The sequence below is a fragment of the Bacteroides sp. AF25-38AC genome (assembly GCF_003602995.1).
Lineage (GTDB): Bacteria > Bacteroidota > Bacteroidia > Bacteroidales > Bacteroidaceae > Bacteroides > Bacteroides uniformis.
Genome location: NZ_QTMD01000013.1, coordinates 47,111 through 65,905, shown reverse-complemented (window position 1 = coordinate 65,905; position 18,795 = coordinate 47,111). Strand labels below are relative to the sequence as shown.

The window sequence follows — 18,795 nt, the reverse complement described above, 5'->3', positions numbered from 1 at the left end:
TGCGGAAATAGCTCAGTTGGTAGAGCATAACCTTGCCAAGGTTAGGGTCGCGAGTTCGAGTCTCGTTTTCCGCTCTTTCAGATGTATTGAAGATGACTTATGCCCAGGTGGCGGAATTGGTAGACGCGCACGTTTCAGGTGCGTGTGTCGAGAGGCATGCAGGTTCGAGTCCTGTTCTGGGCACTTTACTCCTCAAAAAAGGAGAGTCATCCCATGCGGAAATAGCTCAGTTGGTAGAGCATAACCTTGCCAAGGTTAGGGTCGCGAGTTCGAGTCTCGTTTTCCGCTCTTTTCAGATAAAAAAATCCCGCAAGCATTGTTCGGTGCTTGCGGGATTTTTTTGTTGTATGGAAGTTGTTGTTACAGTTTCTGTAATGAGAATCCGAGCATCATTCCGTCGTAGCTGTTGGCCAGCGAGCCGATACTCTTCAGAGTGGAGTTGCTGCTTTTGCTGGAGAGGAAGGTTATCAGTTTCAGTAGCTTGTCCGATTCGAACAGCAGGTCCATAGTTGTGGAGGTAGCGTTGACCTTGGCATTCATACCTATCAGCTTGGCGAATTTCAAGTTGACCTTTTGGGTGGATGCATCGTAGGAGTAGCTTCCCTTCATGCTCTTTTGCCCTACTTTGGCGCTGAATGTGCTGTCGGCGTTGAATGTGAATGACATTTGCCCGGCTTTGATGCCTACTTTGGCAAGCTGTTCGTCCAGTTTCTTTTCTGCGGCTGTGGCGGCAACGGCACCGCCGGCTTTCTGCAGCAGGTTGTCCGATTCGAATTCAATGGCGGAGCCGGTATACGACCAAGTGCCGGTCATATCCGCTGTTGACTTGCCGGTCACGGCATTTACCGCCTTCTCTATATTTTCTTTGTTGAACAAATCCTTGATGGATTGTGCATGACTATTGCTGGTCAGCAGTAGTGCGGCAACAAACAGTTGCCAAAAAACTAATCTTTTCATTTTACTTATTTCTATTGTTTGCTATTCAGGCTTTTGTTGATACTTTCGATATAGTCCAGCAGTTCTTTCCGTCCCATGCGGTTTTCAGAAGAGGTGATGAAGTAGGGGGGCAGCTCTTCCCATTGTTCCTTCAACTGTTCCAGGTATTCGTTGATGTGGGTGTTCAGTCTGCCGCCTTTCAGTTTGTCGGCCTTTGTGAAGACGATGGCAAAGGGTACACCGTTCTCGCCCAGCCATTCCGTAAACTCGAGGTCGATGGCTTGGGGAGCCAGCCGGCTATCTATAAGAACAAACAGACAAGTCATCTGTTCGCGTTGCAGTATATAACTTTCTATAATACGTTTGATTTGTTCCTGCCCTTTCTGTCCCCGTTTGGCGTAGCCGTATCCCGGAAGGTCTACAATGTACCAGCTCTTGTTGATGAGGAAATGGTTGATGAGCATGGTCTTTCCCGGTGTGGCAGAGGTCATGGCGAGCCCTTTTCTCCCGGTCAGCATATTGATGAGACTGGATTTTCCTACGTTGGAGCGTCCGATGAAAGCATATTCGGGAAATGTACCGGTGGGGCATTTCCGCACGTCTGTGTTACTGATGACGAATTCAGCGTTTGTAATATCCATTTTATTGCCTTTTTGGGGTTTTACGTGTGGCAAAGGTAGCACTAATTTCATAAGTTTGCACTATCTTTGCCCAGAAAGCGAAGATAGGCTGCACCTCAGCATAAAAAATGAACGAGTTCATTTTATTCTGCATTCGGTTTGCACTATCTTTGTGGCCAATAGGAGAATTTTAAGTATGAATGGACAGTTTCCCTCTACATTATTGGAGAAGGCGGTAAATGAGTTTGCCAAGTTGCCCGGAGTGGGACGCAAGACGGCTATGAGGCTGGTTCTTCACCTGCTCCGCCAGGATACGGCAGTGGTGGAAGCGTTCGGCAATGCCATCGTGACGCTGAAGCATGAAGTGAAATATTGCAAGGTATGCCATAATATATCAGATACGGAGACGTGCCGTATCTGTTCCAGTCCGCAACGGGACGCCTCTGTGGTTTGTGTGGTAGAGAACATCCGCGATGTGATGGCTGTGGAAGCCACACAACAGTTCCGTGGTTTGTATCACGTGCTGGGAGGCGTCATCTCGCCGATGGATGGCATTGGCCCCGGAGACTTGCAGATAGAAAGCCTTGTGCGGCGGGTAGCCGCCGGCGGCATCAATGAAGTGATTCTTGCGCTGAGCACGACGATGGAGGGAGATACCACCAACTTTTATATCTACCGCAAGCTGGAAAAACTGGGCGTGAAGCTCTCCGTCATAGCCCGTGGCATTTCCATCGGTGACGAATTGGAGTATACGGATGAAGTGACTCTGGGACGCAGTATTGTGAACCGCACTCCATTTTCCGGAACTGCCTGATTGTTTGGGGCCATTATCAATTATTCATTATCCACTATCAATTTACTAAATGGAAGAACAAATAAAGAAGACCGCAGCGCGTGTCCGAACAACTTTTGCCTATTTCTGGATGCTTCCCATCCTGCTCGTCCTGCTTGGAGAAACCGGAGGCGAATGGGTAGGTATGTATGCCGGAGATGTACGTGCCACCTATATGGCCGAGACGATAACCATTCTGCTGGCTGCCTCTTGCGTGCCCGTATCCCTGAAACTCTTTTCATGGGTATTGATCAGGAAAATAGATGTAGTGACGCTTCCCGAAGCCCTCCGCCTCTATGCGTTGTGGAGTGGCGTGCGGCTGGCATTGCTTGCCATACCGGTGCTTGCAGGCTTTTTCACCTATTATATAGTGTTGAGCAGTACGGGTGTACTGTGCGCACTGATAGGACTGACGGCTTCTCTGTTCTGCCTGCCGGGTGAGGGACGCCTGCGTAAAGAACTGCATATCAATAAAGAAGAAATGTAACCGACTGGAAAATATGAATAAATCCTATTTCTGCAATGAAAGGGTGCGTCTCCGTGCTATGGAGCCGGAAGACCTGGAAGTGATGTATGCCATGGAGAATGATTCCCAGACTTGGGATGTGACGAACTTCACCGTGCCCTATTCCAGATTTGTCTTGAAACAATATATTGAGAATTCCGAATGCGATATGTTTGCCGACCGCCAGCTGCGTATGATGATTATACGTGTAGAGGATGATGCGGTGATAGGCACTATCGATATTACAGAGTTTTCTCCCATGCATGCCCGGGGAGAGGTGGGTATTGCCATACGGAAGGAGTATCAGGGCAATGGTTATGCCAAGGAAGCGCTGCGTTTGCTGTGCGACTATGTTTTCAGTTTCTTGTATCTGAAACAGTTGATAGTCCATATCTCGGTGGATAATGAGGCAAGTATCCGCCTTTTTGAATCCTGCGGTTTTGTGCGTTGTGGGCTTTTGAGGGAGTGGTGGCGCGTAGGAGGGTGCTATAAGGATGTCGTACTGTTGCAACTTCTCCGCAGCACTAATTGAACGTTGGAATCTGGGGGAAGCGCGACCATATTTCATATTTTGCTCCCAGCTTGCACAATGCCTTCTTCCAGAGTGTGCCGCTGGCCGCCTCGTCCATTAGCGAACTGATGTTTTCTTTGCCTACCAGCCAGGTGTTTTCTTCAATTTCCCGGCCCAGCTGTTCGTACTCCCAGCCGGAGTACCCCAAAAAAAATCTGATTCTGCCTTTAACGGGATTTCCCTGCATGATGTAGTCTTTAATGGCTTCAAAATCACCGTTCAGGTAGAAGCCTTTGCCGATGGGCAATGCTCTGGTAATGCCCTTGAGCGTGTGTAGATAGAACAACGTATCTGTGCTGAGCGGTCCTCCTTTATAGATAGGTATGTTTTCCGGGCAGTCGAAGTCTTTCAGCACATCATTCAAGAATAGGGGGAGCGGTTTGTTCAGAACCAGTCCCATTGTGCCGTCATGTGTATGGTCCACCAGTAGAATGACGGATCGCCCAAACATATGGTCACACAAAAAGGGTTCGGAAATCAAGACCTTTCCCCGGGCAGGAACCACATGGTTTGTTTCTATCTTGAATAGATCTATATTGCTATACATGCCCCTAATATACATAATATTCCACAATAAACAAAAGTTCTTCGCTGTTTTTCATTTTAAAAGTTTCTTTTCTCAGATTTTATGGCTTTTTTTATTCGGAGAAAATACTTAAGTTTGCAAGTAATTGGCAATTTAATGCAATGAAATATACTACATTATATACGTTAATTTTAGGGCTGTTTTCTATAGGATGGACGGATTGCCCGGAGGATTTTATGGAGCGTATGCAGCGTCCGGGACATTCTGAAATACAGCTTTCTAAAGTGACGATAAGTGGCCGTGTGCTGGATGAAAGCGGGTTTCCGCTGGCCGGTGCCACTATTCAAGAGAAAGAAACTGCCAATGGTGCGATAGCGGATTCGGAAGGAAAATTCACTCTGGTGGTTGCCGATAATGCAGTGCTTCGTGTTTCGTTTATCGGCTACATTTCCCAGGATATTGAGGTGGAAGGACGTTCGACCTTTCATATCACGCTAAGAGAAGATATGATAGAGCTGGATAACGTTATTGTTACCGCTTTGGGTATCGAAAAGAAAGAAAATTCTCTTTCTTACGCCACAGATTTAATAAAAAACGAGGAGTTGACGCGAGTAAAAATGCCCAACTTAATTACTTCGTTGACCGGCAAGTCGGCAGGTGTGCGTGTTAATCAGGTTTCTTCCGGTCTGGGAGCCTCAGCCAAAGTCAGTATCCGTGGAATCCGCTCGGTGGCGAGTGACAACCAACCGCTGTATGTGATAGACGGTGTTCCCATTCTGAACTCCACTTCCGAGCAAGCATACTCTGCCATAGGTGGAACGGCCAATGCCGGCAACCGTGACGGAGGAGATGGCATTTCCAATCTGAATCCTGAGGATATAGAGAGTATCAGTATCCTGAAAGGAGCTCCAGCGGCAGCTTTGTATGGTAGTCAGGCCGCCAATGGGGTGATACTGATTACTACAAAGAAGGGGCAGTCGCACGGGCAGCGCAGTGTTTCTTTCTCGACGAGCCTAATGTTCGACAATGCTTTTGCGCTACCCAAGATGCAGAACCGCTATGGAGTAAGTGACGGTGTGGACAGTTGGGGAGAACGGGCAAACCTTCCCGAATACGATAATCTGAGAGACTTCTTCTCTACTGGTGTCACCTCCATAACTTCCATCTCCTTGAGTCACGGCAATGAGAAGTTGCAGAACTATTTCTCCTATGCTAATACTACGGGGCATGGCATCATTGGGAAACATAACCTTTCGAAGCACAACCTCACTTTCAGAGAGACTTCCGTTCTATTGAATTCCCGTCTGAAGTTAGATGGCAGTATGAACCTGATGCGCCAGGTGGTGAAGAACAAGCCTACCGTGGGTGGTTTCTACATGAATCCTTTGGTGGGGCTCTACCGTTTTCCACGGGGTGAGGATATTGCTTATTATAAGGAGAACTTCGAGGTTTATGATGAGGGTAGAAACTTGAACATACAGAATTGGCATACCTCCTACGAGGATTTTGAGCAGAATCCCTACTGGATTACCAATCGCATATTGAGCAAGGAGAACCGCATGCATGTCATAGTCTCCTTATCCGCCAATCTGAAGATAAACGATTGGTTAAGCCTGCAGGCCCGTGGCAATGTAGACTATATTAACGACAAGGTGCGCCAGCAGTTCTATGCCTCTACCGCTCCGGCGTTGGCGGGAGCCAATGGGCGTTATATCGAGATGGACTATCAGGAAACCCAATATTACGGAGACGCCATACTGATGATGAAAAAGCAGTGGGATGCATTCTCTCTCAACGCGGCGCTCGGTGTCAGTATCAATGACAAGACTGTGAACTCCACCCGCTATGACTCTAAAACAGCTTCGCTGAAATATGCCAATGTGTTCAATCTGGCCAATATCATCATGAATGGTTCTGCCGGGCTGGACCAGAAGATTGATGCGCGGCGCCAATTGCAGTCCTTGTTTGCGACGGCACAACTGGGCTACAACGAGTTTGTCTATCTTGATTTGTCGGCCCGTAATGACTGGTCTTCCACGCTGGCTTATACATCTCATGAGAAAAGCGGGTTCTTCTATCCCTCCGTGGGATTTTCGCTGATATTCAATAAGCTGATGACTTTACCCCAATGGGTGTCACTGGCAAAGATAAGGGGGGCATACAGCATGGTGGGCAATGATATTCCCATGTTCATCACAAATCCTTCCTCGCATATCACGGCGGGCGGAGAGTTCCTGGCAAGTGATGCCGCGCCGTTCAAGGATATGGAACCGGAGATGACGCACTCCTTTGAGGCGGGTATAGAAGCGCGTTTTTTAAAGAACCGCATTGGTTTGAATGCCACTTTCTATAAGACGAATACCCGGAACCAGTTCTTCAAGCTTCCTACTCTGTCGGGCGATAAATATGCCTACCGTTATGTCAATGCGGGTGATATACAGAATGTGGGGTGGGAGATTTCATTGGATGCCGTTCCTTTGCTGACAAACCATTTCAAGTGGAAAACAGAGGTGAACTTCTCCACCAACCGCAACAAGATAATTTCACTGCACGAAGCGCTGAAGGAGTTTCTTTACGGTCCTACCAGCTTCTCGTCCAGTTATGCCATGAAATTGGTGAAAGGGGGCTCTATCGGTGACATCTACGGAAAAGCTTTTGTACGTGACGATGCGGGCAATATCGTTTACGGCACGGAAGGAGACAATACCGGCATGCCTTTGGTGGAAGGTGATGGCAATACGGTGAAAGTGGGCAATGCCAATCCAAAACTGATGCTGGGCTGGAATCATATGCTGTCTTACAAGAATTTTTCTTTCTATTTTCTGGTGGATTGTCGCTTTGGAGGCGATATTTTGTCCCAGACGCAGGCGGATATGGATATGTATGGCGTTTCTGAAGTCACGGCCCGGGCCAGAGACAAAGGTTATGTAATGCTTGAAGGTAACCGGATAGATAATGTGAAAGGATTTTATAAGAATGTTGTAGGCGGACGGGCCGGGGTGACGGAATATTATATGTATGATGCCACGAACATCAGGCTGCGTGAGCTGTCCGTGGGCTACCAACTGCCTGCTGCCTGGATGGAAAAGACCAAAGTCCTCAAGCGGGCACAACTGTCCTTTTCGGGACGCAACTTGTTCTTCTTCTACAAAAAGGCGCCTTTCGACCCTGACCTGGTACTCTCTACGGGCAACGATAACCAGGGAATTGAAGTCTACGGTATGCCTACCACGCGTAGTTGGGGATTTTCTTTGAAGTGTGAATTTTAAGAGGGGGAGGGAGACTTGATATGAAGAGGATTATAGTACTGATTGGCATGGTTTTCGTGTTTCTGGCTTGTACGGGAGACTTTAAGGAAATCAATACGGACAAGTCCGGCGTGACGGACGAGGACTTGCAGGCCGACTATAACGAACATGGCATCCGTCTTGGAATCATCCAGCAAGGCATCTATTTCAATTACGACTACGGAAAGGGGAAGAACTGGCCTTTTCAGTTGACCCAGAATTTGAATGCCGATATGTTCAGCGGTTACATGCACGATGCCAAGCCTCTGAATGGAGGTTCGCACAATTCGGACTACAACTTGCAGGATGGATGGAACAGCGCCATGTGGGGACATACCTATGAGTATGTTTTCCCGCAGATATATCAGTCGGAGAATGCCACACGTGATCGCATGCCTGCCTTTTTCGGCATTACCAAGATACTGAAGGTGGAAGTGATGCACCGTGTCACGGACTATTACGGCCCTATTGTGTATAGTCATTTTGCCGATCTCGAAGCCCGTTATATGCCCGACACGCAGAAAGAGGTCTATAATGCATTTTTCTGTGAACTCGATACGGCTGTAGCTGTACTTTCCGATTATATTGTCGAGCATCCGGGAGCTTCGGAGTTTGCGCGTTTCGATATGTTGTTGGACGGTGATTATGACTCTTGGATAAAGTTTGCCAACTCGTTGAGGATGCGGCTTGCCATGCGCATTGCGGTAGCCAGTCCGGAGAAGGCAAAAACGGAATTCCGTAAAGCGATGGATAATGAATACGGAGTCATTCGGGAGGCGGACGAGTCGGTGGCGGTTTCCACGGCGAGTGGATATACCAATCCGTTGGGCGAGATAAACCTTGTTTGGAATGAAGCTTATATGGGAGCGCCGATGGAGTCCATACTGAACGGATATGAAGATCCCCGTCGTGAAATCTATTTTGCCACTTGCCAGGATGAACAGTTTGCAGGCGAGTATCGCGGCATTCGTCAGGGTACATGCTTTGCACATAACTATTATAATACACTCTCAAAATTGAAAGTTACCCAGCAGACTGATGCAGTGTTGATGCCGGCAGCAGAAGTCTGGTTCCTGCGTGCCGAGGCTGCCCTACGGGGATGGACCGATGAGTCGGTGAAAACCTGCTATGAAGAAGGGGTAATGGCTTCTTTCCGTCAGTATGGCATCTTGCAGTCCGATGCTTATCTGGAGAGCGACTTGTTGCCTGCCGATTTTGTGGATACCTACGATATGGAGAATGATATTACCGCCCGTTGTCAGGTTTCGCCACGCTGGCTGGAGTCAGCGGATAGGGATACGAAACTGGAGAAGATTATTACCCAAAAATGGATTGCCATGTTTCCCGAAGGGTGTGAAGCTTGGGCGGAACAGCGCCGGACGGGGTATCCCCGGCTATTCCCCGTGCGCTTTAATCACAGTAAAGACGGGTGTATAGATACTGAGACAATGATTCGCCGTCTGAACTTTCCCGGCGGACTGAAGACGGAGAATGCCGAGCAGTATGCCGCTTTGGTAGAGGCACTGGGTGGAGATGACAATGCCGGTACCCGATTGTGGTGGGATACCGGCATCAACTGGTAGAGATACCTTATTATATAGGGATATTTTTTATTGGATGGGGTGATTCTCGGCAAAAATTGCCATACGTTCGTCCAACTGGTCGTACTGATGGTCTTGGATAAAGGAAGTGCAGGCACGTAATCCTTCCTGATGGCTTCCGGTGGTCACCAGTGAAATGGCGCTTACACCGTAGTACATTAGTTCCCGCGCAAGTTCTCCGCTACTCATGCCCGGGTAACCGATGGTGAAATAGAAACCGTCGGCAACGGGATCACCCAAATCATTGTCGTATACCAAGTGGAAACCGTGGCGCAAGAAGATTTCTTTCAGGCGGCGGGCACGTTCACCGTATACTTTCACTTCATCAAGAAAGTTGTATTGATCTTCATTAGCTGCTTTAAGCATGGCGGCAAGAGCATACTGAGCAGAGTGGCTGGTGCCGGAGGAGAGTGCATAGAGTACGCGGTGGATGAATACTGTGCCGAAGGTGCCGCCGCCGTAGCGTTGTGTCAGCCCGGGATAGGCCCGGTGATACAGTTTGTCCGAAATGCAGCTGACACCGATACGTTGACCGGCATAGCTGAAAGCTTTGGAACCGGAAATGAGCAGCACGTAATAGTCCGTATAGTGTGCCACAGAAGGTTGGTAAGGCGCTTGGAACGGTTTGCTCAAGTCTTGGCGGAAGTCCATGGCAAAGTAGGCGAGGTCTTCCAACACAATGACGTCATATTGGGTTGCCAGTTCGCCGATGATGCGCAACTCTTCTTCTTTCAGGCAAATCCAGCTGGGGTTGTTGGGATTGGAATAGACGATGGCAGAGATATTGCCTTTGCTGAGGTAACTTTCCAGCTTCGCTTTCAACTTGTCGCCACGGTAGTCATATACGTCAAAGGTTTCATATTTCTGTCCCATCACGACCAGCTGCTGCTTCTGTACCGGGAAACCGGGATCGATGAAGAGAATGGTATCCTTTTTCTCATCGCACTGGCTACATGTGAGGAATGAAGCGAAAGTTCCTTGCATGGAGCCGGTAACTGGTACACAACCTTCGGGGGCTACATCTACATTGATAAAGGCTTTGATAAAACGTGATGCTTCCTCTTTCAAGGCGGGAAGTCCGTTAATGTCCGGGTAGAGGCTGGCAATACCATTCTGCAATGCCTCCACCTCGGCCTTTACGCCGACGGCTGAGGGGGGGAGTCCGGGTACACCCATTTCCATTTTTATGAATTCCACACCCGATGCCGCTTCGGCATTGGCTGCAATGGCTTTTACTTCACGGATGGTTGCTTTGGCAAAGTCTGTGATATGAAAATCTGCGATAGTTTCATCTATCAACTTACGTTCAATAGGAGTATTTCTCATGATTTCAATATTAATTTAGTTTTGCAAAGGTAACATAAATCTCTTATAATCAAGCTATGTTAAAAAAAAGATGATTTTTTTTCTTTCAAGCTATTGCAGATATAAGAATTTTGTCTACCTTTGCAACCGCAATCGAGAGAGATAGCAACGAAAGAATGAAATAATGGTGCGTTAGTTCAGTTGGTTAGAATACATGCCTGTCACGCATGGGGTCACGGGTTCGAGTCCCGTACGCACCGCGAAAGCAAATAGCAAATTAAAGCAAAGCTCTGAAATTCAAGGATTTCAGAGCTTTTTTTGTTTTCTGTATCGGCAAGAATAACGATTAAAAACAAATCATGCGTGGGATTATTCGTGGGATTTCTGCCAGTCTTACTATACTCATCTGATGAACTTGAACTTTCTTGCGGTATAATCGGGAATTCGGGTACAAATATCCGTAAATCATATACACCTTCGCTTGTGCTATCGCGGTACCTTTGTCATCAGAAGTTTAGCAAGAAAAATAGAGTAATATAACGTATGACAAAAACAATTTTAGGAGTTCTGTCACTGCTTGTCATAATGTCGTGCAGTATTCCCGTAAAGGAGAACACCGTTCAACCCAATATAATGGAAACGAACAAGAAAAATCTCGGAAATCTGTTGGCGCTCTATCCCAAGCCGATGACGGTTGTCGGGGCAGAGGTTGAAGGGAAAGTAAACTGGCTAGTGGTAGGGCATACGGGTGTTATTGGACATGACCGGATACTCATCAGCATGAGTAAAAGCCATTACACTAATCAAGGGATAAAGGACTCAAAACGACTTTCCGTCAATCTAGTGAGTCGTGAAATATTGCCGAAAGCTGACTATGTGGGAAGTGTAAGCGGTGCGACGGTCGATAAGTCGGAGGTGTTTGCCTACCATATTGGCGAAAACGGTACCCCCGTTATAGACGCATCACCCCTCACCATGGAGTGTGAGGTGGTAGACATCTATGAAACTGAAGGTTTCGACAATTTCATTTGTGCGATAGTCAATACATACGCTGCTCCTGAAGTGCTTGATAATAACGGGAAACTTGACTATACGAAGCTGAAACCCGTATTGTTTGAATTTCCGACCTATTCCTACCTTGCCACGGGAGAGATTATCGGCAAATGCCTGAATCTGGATAAGCGGCCGGGTATGTGCGCCAAAGAGCCGATGAGTGCTGACGGTATCGTGCGGTTGTCGAAAATCGAGGTTTATCCGCAGTATCTCGACGAGTATATGAAATACGCAACCGAAGTAGGCGAAATCTCTCTGCGTACCGAATCGGGCGTGCTGACTATGTATGCGGTCGGCGAGAAGGAGAATCCCTGCAAGGTGACTATTCTCGAAACCTATGCGAGCCATGCGGCTTATGTAAAACATATTGCATCAGAACACTTTCAGAAATACAAGCAAGGAACGTTGCGCATGGTCAAATCATTGGTCTTGTCTGACCAGACGCCACTAAATCCGGCTAACAAGCTCAATAACTTCATGCAATAAATAGAACGACTATGAACAAGATTTTTTTAATTTCAGTATTCAGCATTTTAACACTCAATGTTATGGCACAAGAAAAGATAGTACAGACAGCAGGACGCACCCAGTTGGGTGAGTTTGCTCCTAAATTTGCGGAACTAAACGACGATGTCCTCTTTGGCGAGGTCTGGAGCCGCACCGACAAACTCGGTCTGCGTGACCGTAGTTTAGTAACCATTACCTCTCTTATCAGTCAGGGTATCACGGATAATTCGCTCGTGTTCCACCTTCAGTCGGCAAAGAAGAACGGTATTACCCGTACGGAGATTGCCGAAATCATCACCCATATCGGTTTTTATGCCGGTTGGCCCAAAGCGTGGGCAGCGTTTAATCTGGCCAAAGGTGTATGGGCAGAGGACACTGCCGGTGAAGATGCCAAAGCCGCATTCCAGCGTGAAATGATTTTCCCCATTGGGGAACCGAACGCTGCATATGCACAGTACTTCATAGGCAACAGTTATCTTGTTCCCGTTTCACGCGAGCAGGTTTCCATCTCTAACGTCACTTTCGAGCCTCGTTGTCGCAATAACTGGCACATACACCGCGCTACTAAAGGCGGTGGGCAGATGCTTATCGGTGTTGCCGGTCGTGGATGGTATCAAGAAGAAGGCAAGCAGGCAGTAGAGATTCTACCCGGTACGGTTATCCATATCCCTGCAAATGTGAAGCATTGGCACGGTGCCGCTTCTGATGGTTGGTTTGCCCATCTTGCTTTCGAAGTTCCCGGTGAGGATACTTCTAATGAGTGGCTGGAACCGGTGACGGATGAAGAATACGATAAACTTAAGTAATACCATCCAAACTCCTGTAATTTAAACGATTGCGGGAGTTTTTGCTTTATAGGACCATGATTTAGTAGCCGGAGGAAAAGCATAATCCGTAATTTGGGTATAGATACCGGGGATTTGTCTACACGGCATATGACGGATACTGCCTATTTTTGCATCATCATTAATAATCCTAAAGATAATTATAAAATCAACAGAAAGATGAATATGAAAAAATTACTATTAATTTCTATGATGCTGATGACCGTTCTGGCAATGGCAGCCTGCGAAGATTCAGGTGATGAACCGTTTACACCCGAACATCCTGAACTTTCCGGACCATCGGGTGGGGAAGATGAGAATGAATCCGAAGTTCCGGATGTATCTTCATTGCAGGTAAATATCATGGTTAGCAATCGTACCATTACTGCCACTATGGAGGACAATGCCGCCACACAGGATTTTCTTGCTCGTCTGCCATTGGAGGTTACGTTGAATGATTACAATAATACTACAGAAAAAATCTTCTATCCCTCTCCGGCTCTGGCAATTGAAGGTGTTACGCGTGGCTGTGCTCCTATTGCCGGTGATATAACCATCTATGCCCCATGGGGAAATGTGGCAATTTTTTGTAAGAATGGGTCTTATAGTGATACTTTGATTAAAATCGGTCGTGTTGATGGCAATGGCATTGAAATGTTGAGTGTGCCCGGAGATATACTTGTGAGATTTGAAAGAAGATAAGAATGGATTAATAAGGGCACTATGACTACGAACGAATTCAAGGAATATGTAAAGACGCGTCAAGCGCTTGATACGGAGGAGATACATCGCTTTATGGACAAAATGAGCAATGAAGCCAGACGCATCACTTTCCGGCTGAACACGGCATATCATACACCGGACGAGGTACGTGGGTTACTCTCCGAATTGTTCGGTTATCAAGTCCCGTCATCGTTCCGGGTATTCCCACCGTTCTATACCGATTTCGGGAAGAATATTACAGTGGGCGAAGGCGTATTTATTAATGCCTGCTGTCATTTTCAGGACCATGGTGGTGTGATAATCGGTGACGGATGCCAAATCGGGCATAATGTAGTCTTTGCAACGCTCAATCATGGTTTGCCTCCGGAAGAACGCCAAACTACCTATCCGGCACCGATTGTATTGGGTAGGAATGTCTGGGTAGGTTCTAATGCGACGATTCTTCCAGGAATGACAATCGGTGACAATGCTGTGGTGGGAGCTGGAGCGGTTGTGACGAAAGATGTGGAAGCGAATACAATAGTAGGCGGTGTCCCCGCGAAATTGATAAAGAGAATAGAGTAATAATTATAACATTGAAAACAAGATGAGAATAATATCAAATACAGCATTCGGTGGAGAAAGACCTTTGTTTGAATCACATGACTTACGTTTGGAGAATGTAATTATCCATGCCGGAGAATCAGCCATCAAGGAATGCAGCAACATCGAAGCTGTCAATTGTCGATTCGAAGGGAATTACCCCTTCTGGCATGTTCACGGGTTTGTAATCGACCGTTGTTTTTTCGATGTCGGCGGGCGTTCGGCACTGTGGTATTCCGACCATCTGAAAATGACCGATACGCGTATCGACGCACCCAAAATGTTCCGCGAGATGCACGACATCGAAATTGAGAATGTAGAGATGAACGATGCCGATGAAGTATTCTGGCGTTGCCAGAATCTGAACATCAGAAATCTGAAGTTGCATGGAGGAACTTATCCGTTCATGTTCAGTAGCGACATCCGCATAGACGGATTGGAGAGCGACAGCAAATACGTTTTCCAGTATGTGAAGAATGTAGAGTTGCGCAATGCCAAAGTCACTACAAAGGATGCTTTCTGGGAGGTGGAGAATGTGACAATCTACGATTCCGAACTCAATGGCGAATATCTCGGCTGGCATTCGCACAATCTCCGGTTGGTGAACTGCCATATAACCGGTGAGCAACCGCTCTGCTATGCCCACGACCTCGTATTGGAGAATTGTACCTTTGGTCCCGACTGCGACCGGGCTTTCGAATACAGTTCGGTGCAGGCAACCATCAAGGGGGCGATAGGTGGGGTGAAGAATCCACGGACAGGCAGTATCACTGCCGAAAGCTATGGGGAAATCATTCTCGATGAAAATATAAAGGCACCTGCCGACTGTGAGTTGAAGCTTTGGGACGAGAAAACTTGTTTCACCGACTGATGCCTTTGCAAATAGCCTGATGGGAATAAAAAAGGGAAAGACCGATTACTTGTTGTCGCTTATCCGCGAAGGGAAGAGTATGACGCTGGGGCAGCAGTTACGCCTGACTGCATACCTCAGTGTCCCTGCTATTATGGCGCAGGTGTCCTCCATCGCCATGCAGTATATCGATGCTTCGATGGTTGGTAGCCTGGGTGCGAATGCAGCGGCTTCCATCGGATTGGTTTCAACCACGACATGGCTGTTCTGGGGATTGTGTGCCGCCGCTGCAACGGGATTTTCTGTCCAAGTGGCACACCGGATTGGGGCCGGAGATTTTGCAGGAGCGAAAAAAATACTCCGCCAATCGGTTACGGCTACACTTGTTTTCAGTTCTTTGTTGGCGGTTGTCGGCATTTCTATCAGTGGTGTGCTTCCCGGCTGGCTGGGTGGTGATGAAATGATACGGAGCGATTCATCCTTCTATTTCCGGATATTTTCACTTTTCTTACCCGCCTTGCAGTTGAATTTCCTTGCGGGCGGCATGTTGCGGTGTAGTGGGAATATGCGTGTACCCAGTATGCTAAATGTACTGATGTGTTTTTGGGATGTCGTGTTCAACTTCTTCCTTATTTTCCCGACACGGCAGGTAGACTGGTGGGGATGGGAGTTCATCGTTCCCGGCGTAGGTTTAGGTGTGGAAGGTGCGGTATTGGGAACCGTGTTGGCCGAACTTATCACTGCCGGTGGGATGATGTGGTATCTTTGCCGTCGCTCGTCCATGTTGAGACTATCCGGGGGGCAGGGCAGTTTTCTTCCCCGGAAAGAGACGCTGCGCCAGGCTGTCCGCATCTCCCTGCCAATGGGATTCGAGCATATTGCCATTTGCGGAGCGCAGATTATGACGACGGTTATCGTCGCACCGCTCGGCATCGTCGCCATTGCCGCCAACTCATTTGCCATCATCGCTGAAAGCCTTTGTTATATGCCCGGCTACGGTATATCGGAGGCTGCCACGACGTTGGTAGGCCAGAGTCTTGGAGCAAACCGTATCCGGTTACTCAAGCGTTTTGCCAACATTACCGTTTGGTCAGGGATGCTGATTATGGGAGTCATGGGAGTGCTGATGTATGTGGCGGCCCCTCAGATCATCGGAGTGATGACGCCTGTGGAGGAAATCCGCATGTTGGGAATCGGGATTCTGCGGATAGAAGCTTTTGCGGAGCCGATGTTTGCGGCATCTATCGTCGCCTACGGTGTATTTGTGGGTGCGGGCAATACATTTGTTCCCAGTCTGATGAATTTTGGCAGTATCTGGGGTGTCCGGCTGACACTGGCAGCATGGCTTGCCCCTACGATGGGGCTACGGGGCGTATGGCTTGCCATGTGTATTGAGCTTTGTTTCCGGGGAGCGATTTTTCTTGTCAGGCTTTGGAGTGGTAACTGGATTTATAAGTTGCGAATAAAAAGATAAATTATGAAATACGATTTCGATACAATCATCCCGCGTCGCGGGACGAATTCTTATAAATGGGATACTCCCGAAGAGGAGAATGTACTGCCCATGTGGGTGGCAGATATGGATTTCCGTACAGCACCCGCTATTATCGATGCCTTACAAAAGCGGGTGGCGCACGGTATTTTCGGTTATACAAAAGTACCCGAAGCCTATTATGATGCGGTCGTCCGGTGGTTCGATGACCGGCATCGCTGGCAGGTTGATTCCCGGTGGATTATCTATACGAGTGGTGTCGTGCCGGCTCTGTCAGCCATTATCAAAGCCTTGGCCATGCCGGGTGATAAAGTCATCGTTCAGACTCCTGCCTATAATTGTTTCTACTCATCTATCCGTAATGACGGATGCGAGTTGTTTGCCAATAATCTCGTTTATCAGGATGGCCGCTACGTAATCGACTTTGCCGATCTTGAAAGGAAAGCTTCCGATCCGAAAGCAAAAATCCTGCTGCTGTGCAATCCTCACAATCCGGTCGGACGGGTCTGGACTCCGGAAGAACTGCAGCATATAGGTGATATTTGTTTACGGAATGAGGTGTTTGTCGTGGCGGATGAGATTCATTGTGAACTGACTTACGAAGGATATGACTACACACCCTTTGCCTCCTTGTCCGAACGCTTTTTGCAAAATTCCGTCACTTGCGTTTCGCCGAGTAAGGCGTTCAACCTTGCCGGGTTGCAAATCGCCAATATCATCGCAGCCGATGAAGAGGTGCGCCGCCGTATTGACAGAGCCATTAACATCAACGAGGTATGCGACGTCAATCCGTTCGGCGTAATCGCCACAATGGCAGCTTACAACGAAGGTGGGGAATGGCTCGATGCCTTGCGGAAATATCTGCGGGGGAATTACGAATACCTCTGCTGCTTTTTCAAGGAACGGTTACCACAATATCCCGTGCTGCCACTCGAAGGAACTTATTTGGTTTGGATAGACTGCCGTGCTTCCGGTATCAGCTCAGATGTTGTCGCCTTGCGTTTGCAAGAACAACAGCATCTGATGGTCAATTCCGGTACGATGTACGGTCCCGGTGGAGAGGGCTTTATCCGGCTGAATATCGCTTGTCCCCGGGCTCTGCTTGCTGATGGACTGGAACGGATGGCCCGTTTATTCTATCGTGAAGTCTTCTGATTTAAATCCGCTGTAATACCTACCGGAGAAGGCGGTGAACTTCAGGACACAATAATCGGGATCAGTCACTCCTTCGGGATAGTACATAGTGTCGCCTTCCTGCCATATCATTTCCTTACTGGTGCTGTCCGTCAGTATCTCCATCGTGCCGCGCAGCATTACGCCCTTGAAGAAGCGTGTGTTGCAGACGTAAAGGCATGCCCGGTTATTTTTGAGAAATTGCGAAACGCGCATCGACGAGGTGTTCGTTGATAGGTAAATGTGTTTGAGCCCTTCCCTTTTGCGGGTTTGCAACATGGCCTTGATGTTGGGAAAGCCTTCGGCATCCACCGAACCGACAAAGATGGTTTTTTCCTTGTCAATCATGTTTCCTACTGTTTTTTCTGCATCTCTCATTGTTTGTTTTTTTTATGGGTTATTGTTTCAAGGGCAAAGATAGCCGGTAAGTGGAACTTTTGTACAATAAAAAAGAAGGAGGATATGTCACTTTTCACGGTTTCTCCATTTTCCGGTAGGCGAGGGGAGTATACCCTATACATTGTCGGAAACTACGTACAAAGTAGGAGACGGTTGAGAAATGGAGTTCGGAGGCTATTTCTGAAATGGGGAGGTCGGTGTAGGTGAGCAGACGCTGGGCTTCGTCTGTAACCTTGTTGAGTATGTACTGCTTGGCGTTGATGTTTATGGCCGAAGAGAGGATTTCGTTCAGATAGTTGGGAGTGATGCATAGTTTATCGGCATAGAATTGTACAGAATGCTGCTCCCGGAAGTGCTCCCCAACCAATTCGAAGAATCGGCTGAGGTGGAAGCTGCTGATATCTTTATGTGGCTCCTTACCCGTCTCCGGAGGGATAGAGGTGCGGTAGGCACGGTTGAGTAGCATGAGGACTTCGTAAAGTAAGGCGCGTAATATGCCCGTATCGTGTGGGTGGAAAGAGTCGATTTCGACCTTTATGTCGTGCAGAAGTTGGAGTATTCGTACATAGAGCCCGTTCGGCAGTTGGAGTTTGTCTACCATTTTTCCCATTCGGAAGAACGGGAGGTGCTGCACGAATAGTGGGTCTTTGAAGAAAGAGGTCAAAAAGGTATCCTCAAAAATTAGAGCATGACCGTTGCCGATACGGTCTGTGTCCCAACTGCGCACCTCACCTGGTTTGGAGAAGAATACATCACCGGGAGCTGCCAAGTGTGTCCGGTTACCGATAGTGAATTCTCCTTCTCCTTCTGTGATGAAGGTGATGTCATAGTAGGTCAGAATATGTACTTTTCCCTGGGTCAAGAATTTCCGGGTATACTGCAAATCAACGACATCTATCAGAAGTTCGCTTCCGTACTTAGTTTTGTAGAAATTGTATCGTGGGATGGCATTTTTCATGGCTTAACATTGTATGATGGCAGTAAAGTTAGAGAAAAAGCTGCTCCGTAC

At 47.8% G+C, this 18,795-nt stretch carries 18 protein-coding genes and 4 tRNA genes; 16 read left to right on the top strand and 6 right to left on the bottom strand.

Annotated features, from left to right (window positions below):
- Position 1: 1 nt before the first annotated feature.
- The 3 genes from DWY55_RS10655 to DWY55_RS10645 all read left to right on the top strand — a co-directional run bounded on the left by DWY55_RS10655 (position 2) and on the right by DWY55_RS10645 (position 288).
- Positions 2-74: transfer RNA gene (locus DWY55_RS10655), tRNA-Gly, on the top strand.
- Positions 75-101: 27 nt separating this feature from the next.
- A tRNA-Leu gene (locus tag DWY55_RS10650) sits at positions 102-183 on the top strand.
- A gap of 32 nt (positions 184-215) precedes the next feature.
- Positions 216-288, top strand: a tRNA-Gly gene (locus DWY55_RS10645).
- 72 nt (positions 289-360) lie between these two features.
- Here DWY55_RS10645 and DWY55_RS10640 read toward each other — a convergent pair.
- On the bottom strand, positions 361-957 hold the full coding sequence (locus tag DWY55_RS10640) for a DUF4923 family protein (RefSeq protein ID WP_005836520.1): 597 nt from the start codon (positions 955-957) through the stop codon (positions 361-363).
- A gap of 11 nt (positions 958-968) precedes the next feature.
- Positions 969-1,577 carry a ribosome biogenesis GTP-binding protein YihA/YsxC gene (gene yihA / locus DWY55_RS10635; RefSeq protein WP_005836522.1) on the bottom strand — a complete coding sequence of 203 codons (609 nt, stop codon included), beginning with the start codon at positions 1,575-1,577 and terminating at the stop codon, positions 969-971.
- A 175-nt stretch (positions 1,578-1,752) separates the two neighbouring features.
- Between yihA and recR the strand changes: the two genes are divergently transcribed.
- From recR to DWY55_RS10620, 3 genes are read left to right on the top strand one after another with little or no spacing between them, the layout of a single operon-like run.
- On the top strand, positions 1,753-2,370 hold the full coding sequence (gene recR / locus DWY55_RS10630) for a recombination mediator RecR (RefSeq protein ID WP_005824669.1): 618 nt from the start codon (positions 1,753-1,755) through the stop codon (positions 2,368-2,370).
- Positions 2,371-2,419: 49 nt separating this feature from the next.
- Positions 2,420-2,875 carry a hypothetical protein gene (locus DWY55_RS10625; protein WP_005824667.1) on the top strand — a complete coding sequence of 152 codons (456 nt, stop codon included), beginning with the start codon at positions 2,420-2,422 and terminating at the stop codon, positions 2,873-2,875.
- Positions 2,876-2,888: 13 nt separating this feature from the next.
- Positions 2,889-3,425 (top strand): GNAT family N-acetyltransferase, encoded by a 537-nt coding sequence (locus DWY55_RS10620; RefSeq protein WP_005824666.1) that lies wholly within the window; start codon positions 2,889-2,891, stop codon positions 3,423-3,425.
- Here DWY55_RS10620 and DWY55_RS10615 read toward each other — a convergent pair.
- Positions 3,418-4,011 carry a YqgE/AlgH family protein gene (locus tag DWY55_RS10615; RefSeq protein WP_008663291.1) on the bottom strand — a complete coding sequence of 198 codons (594 nt, stop codon included), beginning with the start codon at positions 4,009-4,011 and terminating at the stop codon, positions 3,418-3,420. The two genes, DWY55_RS10620 and DWY55_RS10615, sit on opposite strands and share 8 nt — an antisense overlap.
- Positions 4,012-4,151: 140 nt before the next feature.
- On the opposite strand from DWY55_RS10615, the gene DWY55_RS10610 reads away from it, so the two are divergent.
- Positions 4,152-7,259: a SusC/RagA family TonB-linked outer membrane protein gene (locus DWY55_RS10610; protein WP_005824660.1), complete on the top strand. Its 3,108-nt coding sequence runs from the start codon at positions 4,152-4,154 to the stop codon at positions 7,257-7,259.
- Between the two features lie 20 nt (positions 7,260-7,279).
- Positions 7,280-8,860: a SusD/RagB family nutrient-binding outer membrane lipoprotein gene (locus DWY55_RS10605; protein ID WP_005824658.1), complete on the top strand. Its 1,581-nt coding sequence runs from the start codon at positions 7,280-7,282 to the stop codon at positions 8,858-8,860.
- Positions 8,861-8,887: 27 nt separating this feature from the next.
- On the opposite strand, the gene DWY55_RS10600 is transcribed toward DWY55_RS10605, so the two are convergent.
- Complete coding sequence (locus DWY55_RS10600) at positions 8,888-10,204, bottom strand: aminotransferase class I/II-fold pyridoxal phosphate-dependent enzyme (protein WP_005836540.1); 1,317 nt, start codon at positions 10,202-10,204, stop codon at positions 8,888-8,890.
- Positions 10,205-10,369: 165 nt separating this feature from the next.
- Here DWY55_RS10600 and DWY55_RS10595 point away from each other — a divergent pair.
- The 8 genes from DWY55_RS10595 to DWY55_RS10560 all read left to right on the top strand — a co-directional run bounded on the left by DWY55_RS10595 (position 10,370) and on the right by DWY55_RS10560 (position 17,369).
- Positions 10,370-10,443 (top strand) — tRNA-Asp (locus tag DWY55_RS10595).
- A gap of 283 nt (positions 10,444-10,726) precedes the next feature.
- Complete coding sequence (locus tag DWY55_RS10590) at positions 10,727-11,722, top strand: flavin reductase (protein ID WP_005825407.1); 996 nt, start codon at positions 10,727-10,729, stop codon at positions 11,720-11,722.
- 11 nt (positions 11,723-11,733) lie between these two features.
- Complete coding sequence (locus DWY55_RS10585; RefSeq protein WP_005825406.1) at positions 11,734-12,549, top strand: carboxymuconolactone decarboxylase family protein; 816 nt, start codon at positions 11,734-11,736, stop codon at positions 12,547-12,549.
- Between the two features lie 204 nt (positions 12,550-12,753).
- The gene (locus DWY55_RS10580) at positions 12,754-13,269 is read left to right on the top strand and encodes a cyclophilin-like fold protein (protein ID WP_172679929.1); all 516 of its coding nucleotides are present in this window, start codon (positions 12,754-12,756) and stop codon (positions 13,267-13,269) included.
- Positions 13,270-13,290: 21 nt separating this feature from the next.
- Entirely contained in the window at positions 13,291-13,854 is a 564-nt protein-coding gene (locus DWY55_RS10575) for a sugar O-acetyltransferase (protein ID WP_005825403.1), read from the top strand.
- A gap of 22 nt (positions 13,855-13,876) precedes the next feature.
- Complete coding sequence (locus DWY55_RS10570) at positions 13,877-14,743, top strand: DUF3737 family protein (protein WP_008663303.1); 867 nt, start codon at positions 13,877-13,879, stop codon at positions 14,741-14,743.
- Between the two features lie 19 nt (positions 14,744-14,762).
- Positions 14,763-16,196 carry an MATE family efflux transporter gene (locus DWY55_RS10565; protein ID WP_005825399.1) on the top strand — a complete coding sequence of 478 codons (1,434 nt, stop codon included), beginning with the start codon at positions 14,763-14,765 and terminating at the stop codon, positions 16,194-16,196.
- A 3-nt stretch (positions 16,197-16,199) separates the two neighbouring features.
- On the top strand, positions 16,200-17,369 hold the full coding sequence (locus DWY55_RS10560) for a MalY/PatB family protein (RefSeq protein ID WP_005825397.1): 1,170 nt from the start codon (positions 16,200-16,202) through the stop codon (positions 17,367-17,369).
- On the opposite strand, the gene DWY55_RS10555 is transcribed toward DWY55_RS10560, so the two are convergent.
- Positions 17,346-17,765 (bottom strand): pyridoxamine 5'-phosphate oxidase family protein, encoded by a 420-nt coding sequence (locus tag DWY55_RS10555; protein ID WP_008663307.1) that lies wholly within the window; start codon positions 17,763-17,765, stop codon positions 17,346-17,348. The genes DWY55_RS10560 and DWY55_RS10555 overlap by 24 nt on opposite strands.
- Before the next feature lie 94 nt (positions 17,766-17,859).
- A complete protein-coding gene (locus DWY55_RS10550) occupies positions 17,860-18,744 on the bottom strand; it encodes an AraC family transcriptional regulator (RefSeq protein WP_117588767.1) in 885 nt (294 codons plus the stop codon).
- Positions 18,745-18,795: the final 51 nt, after the last annotated feature.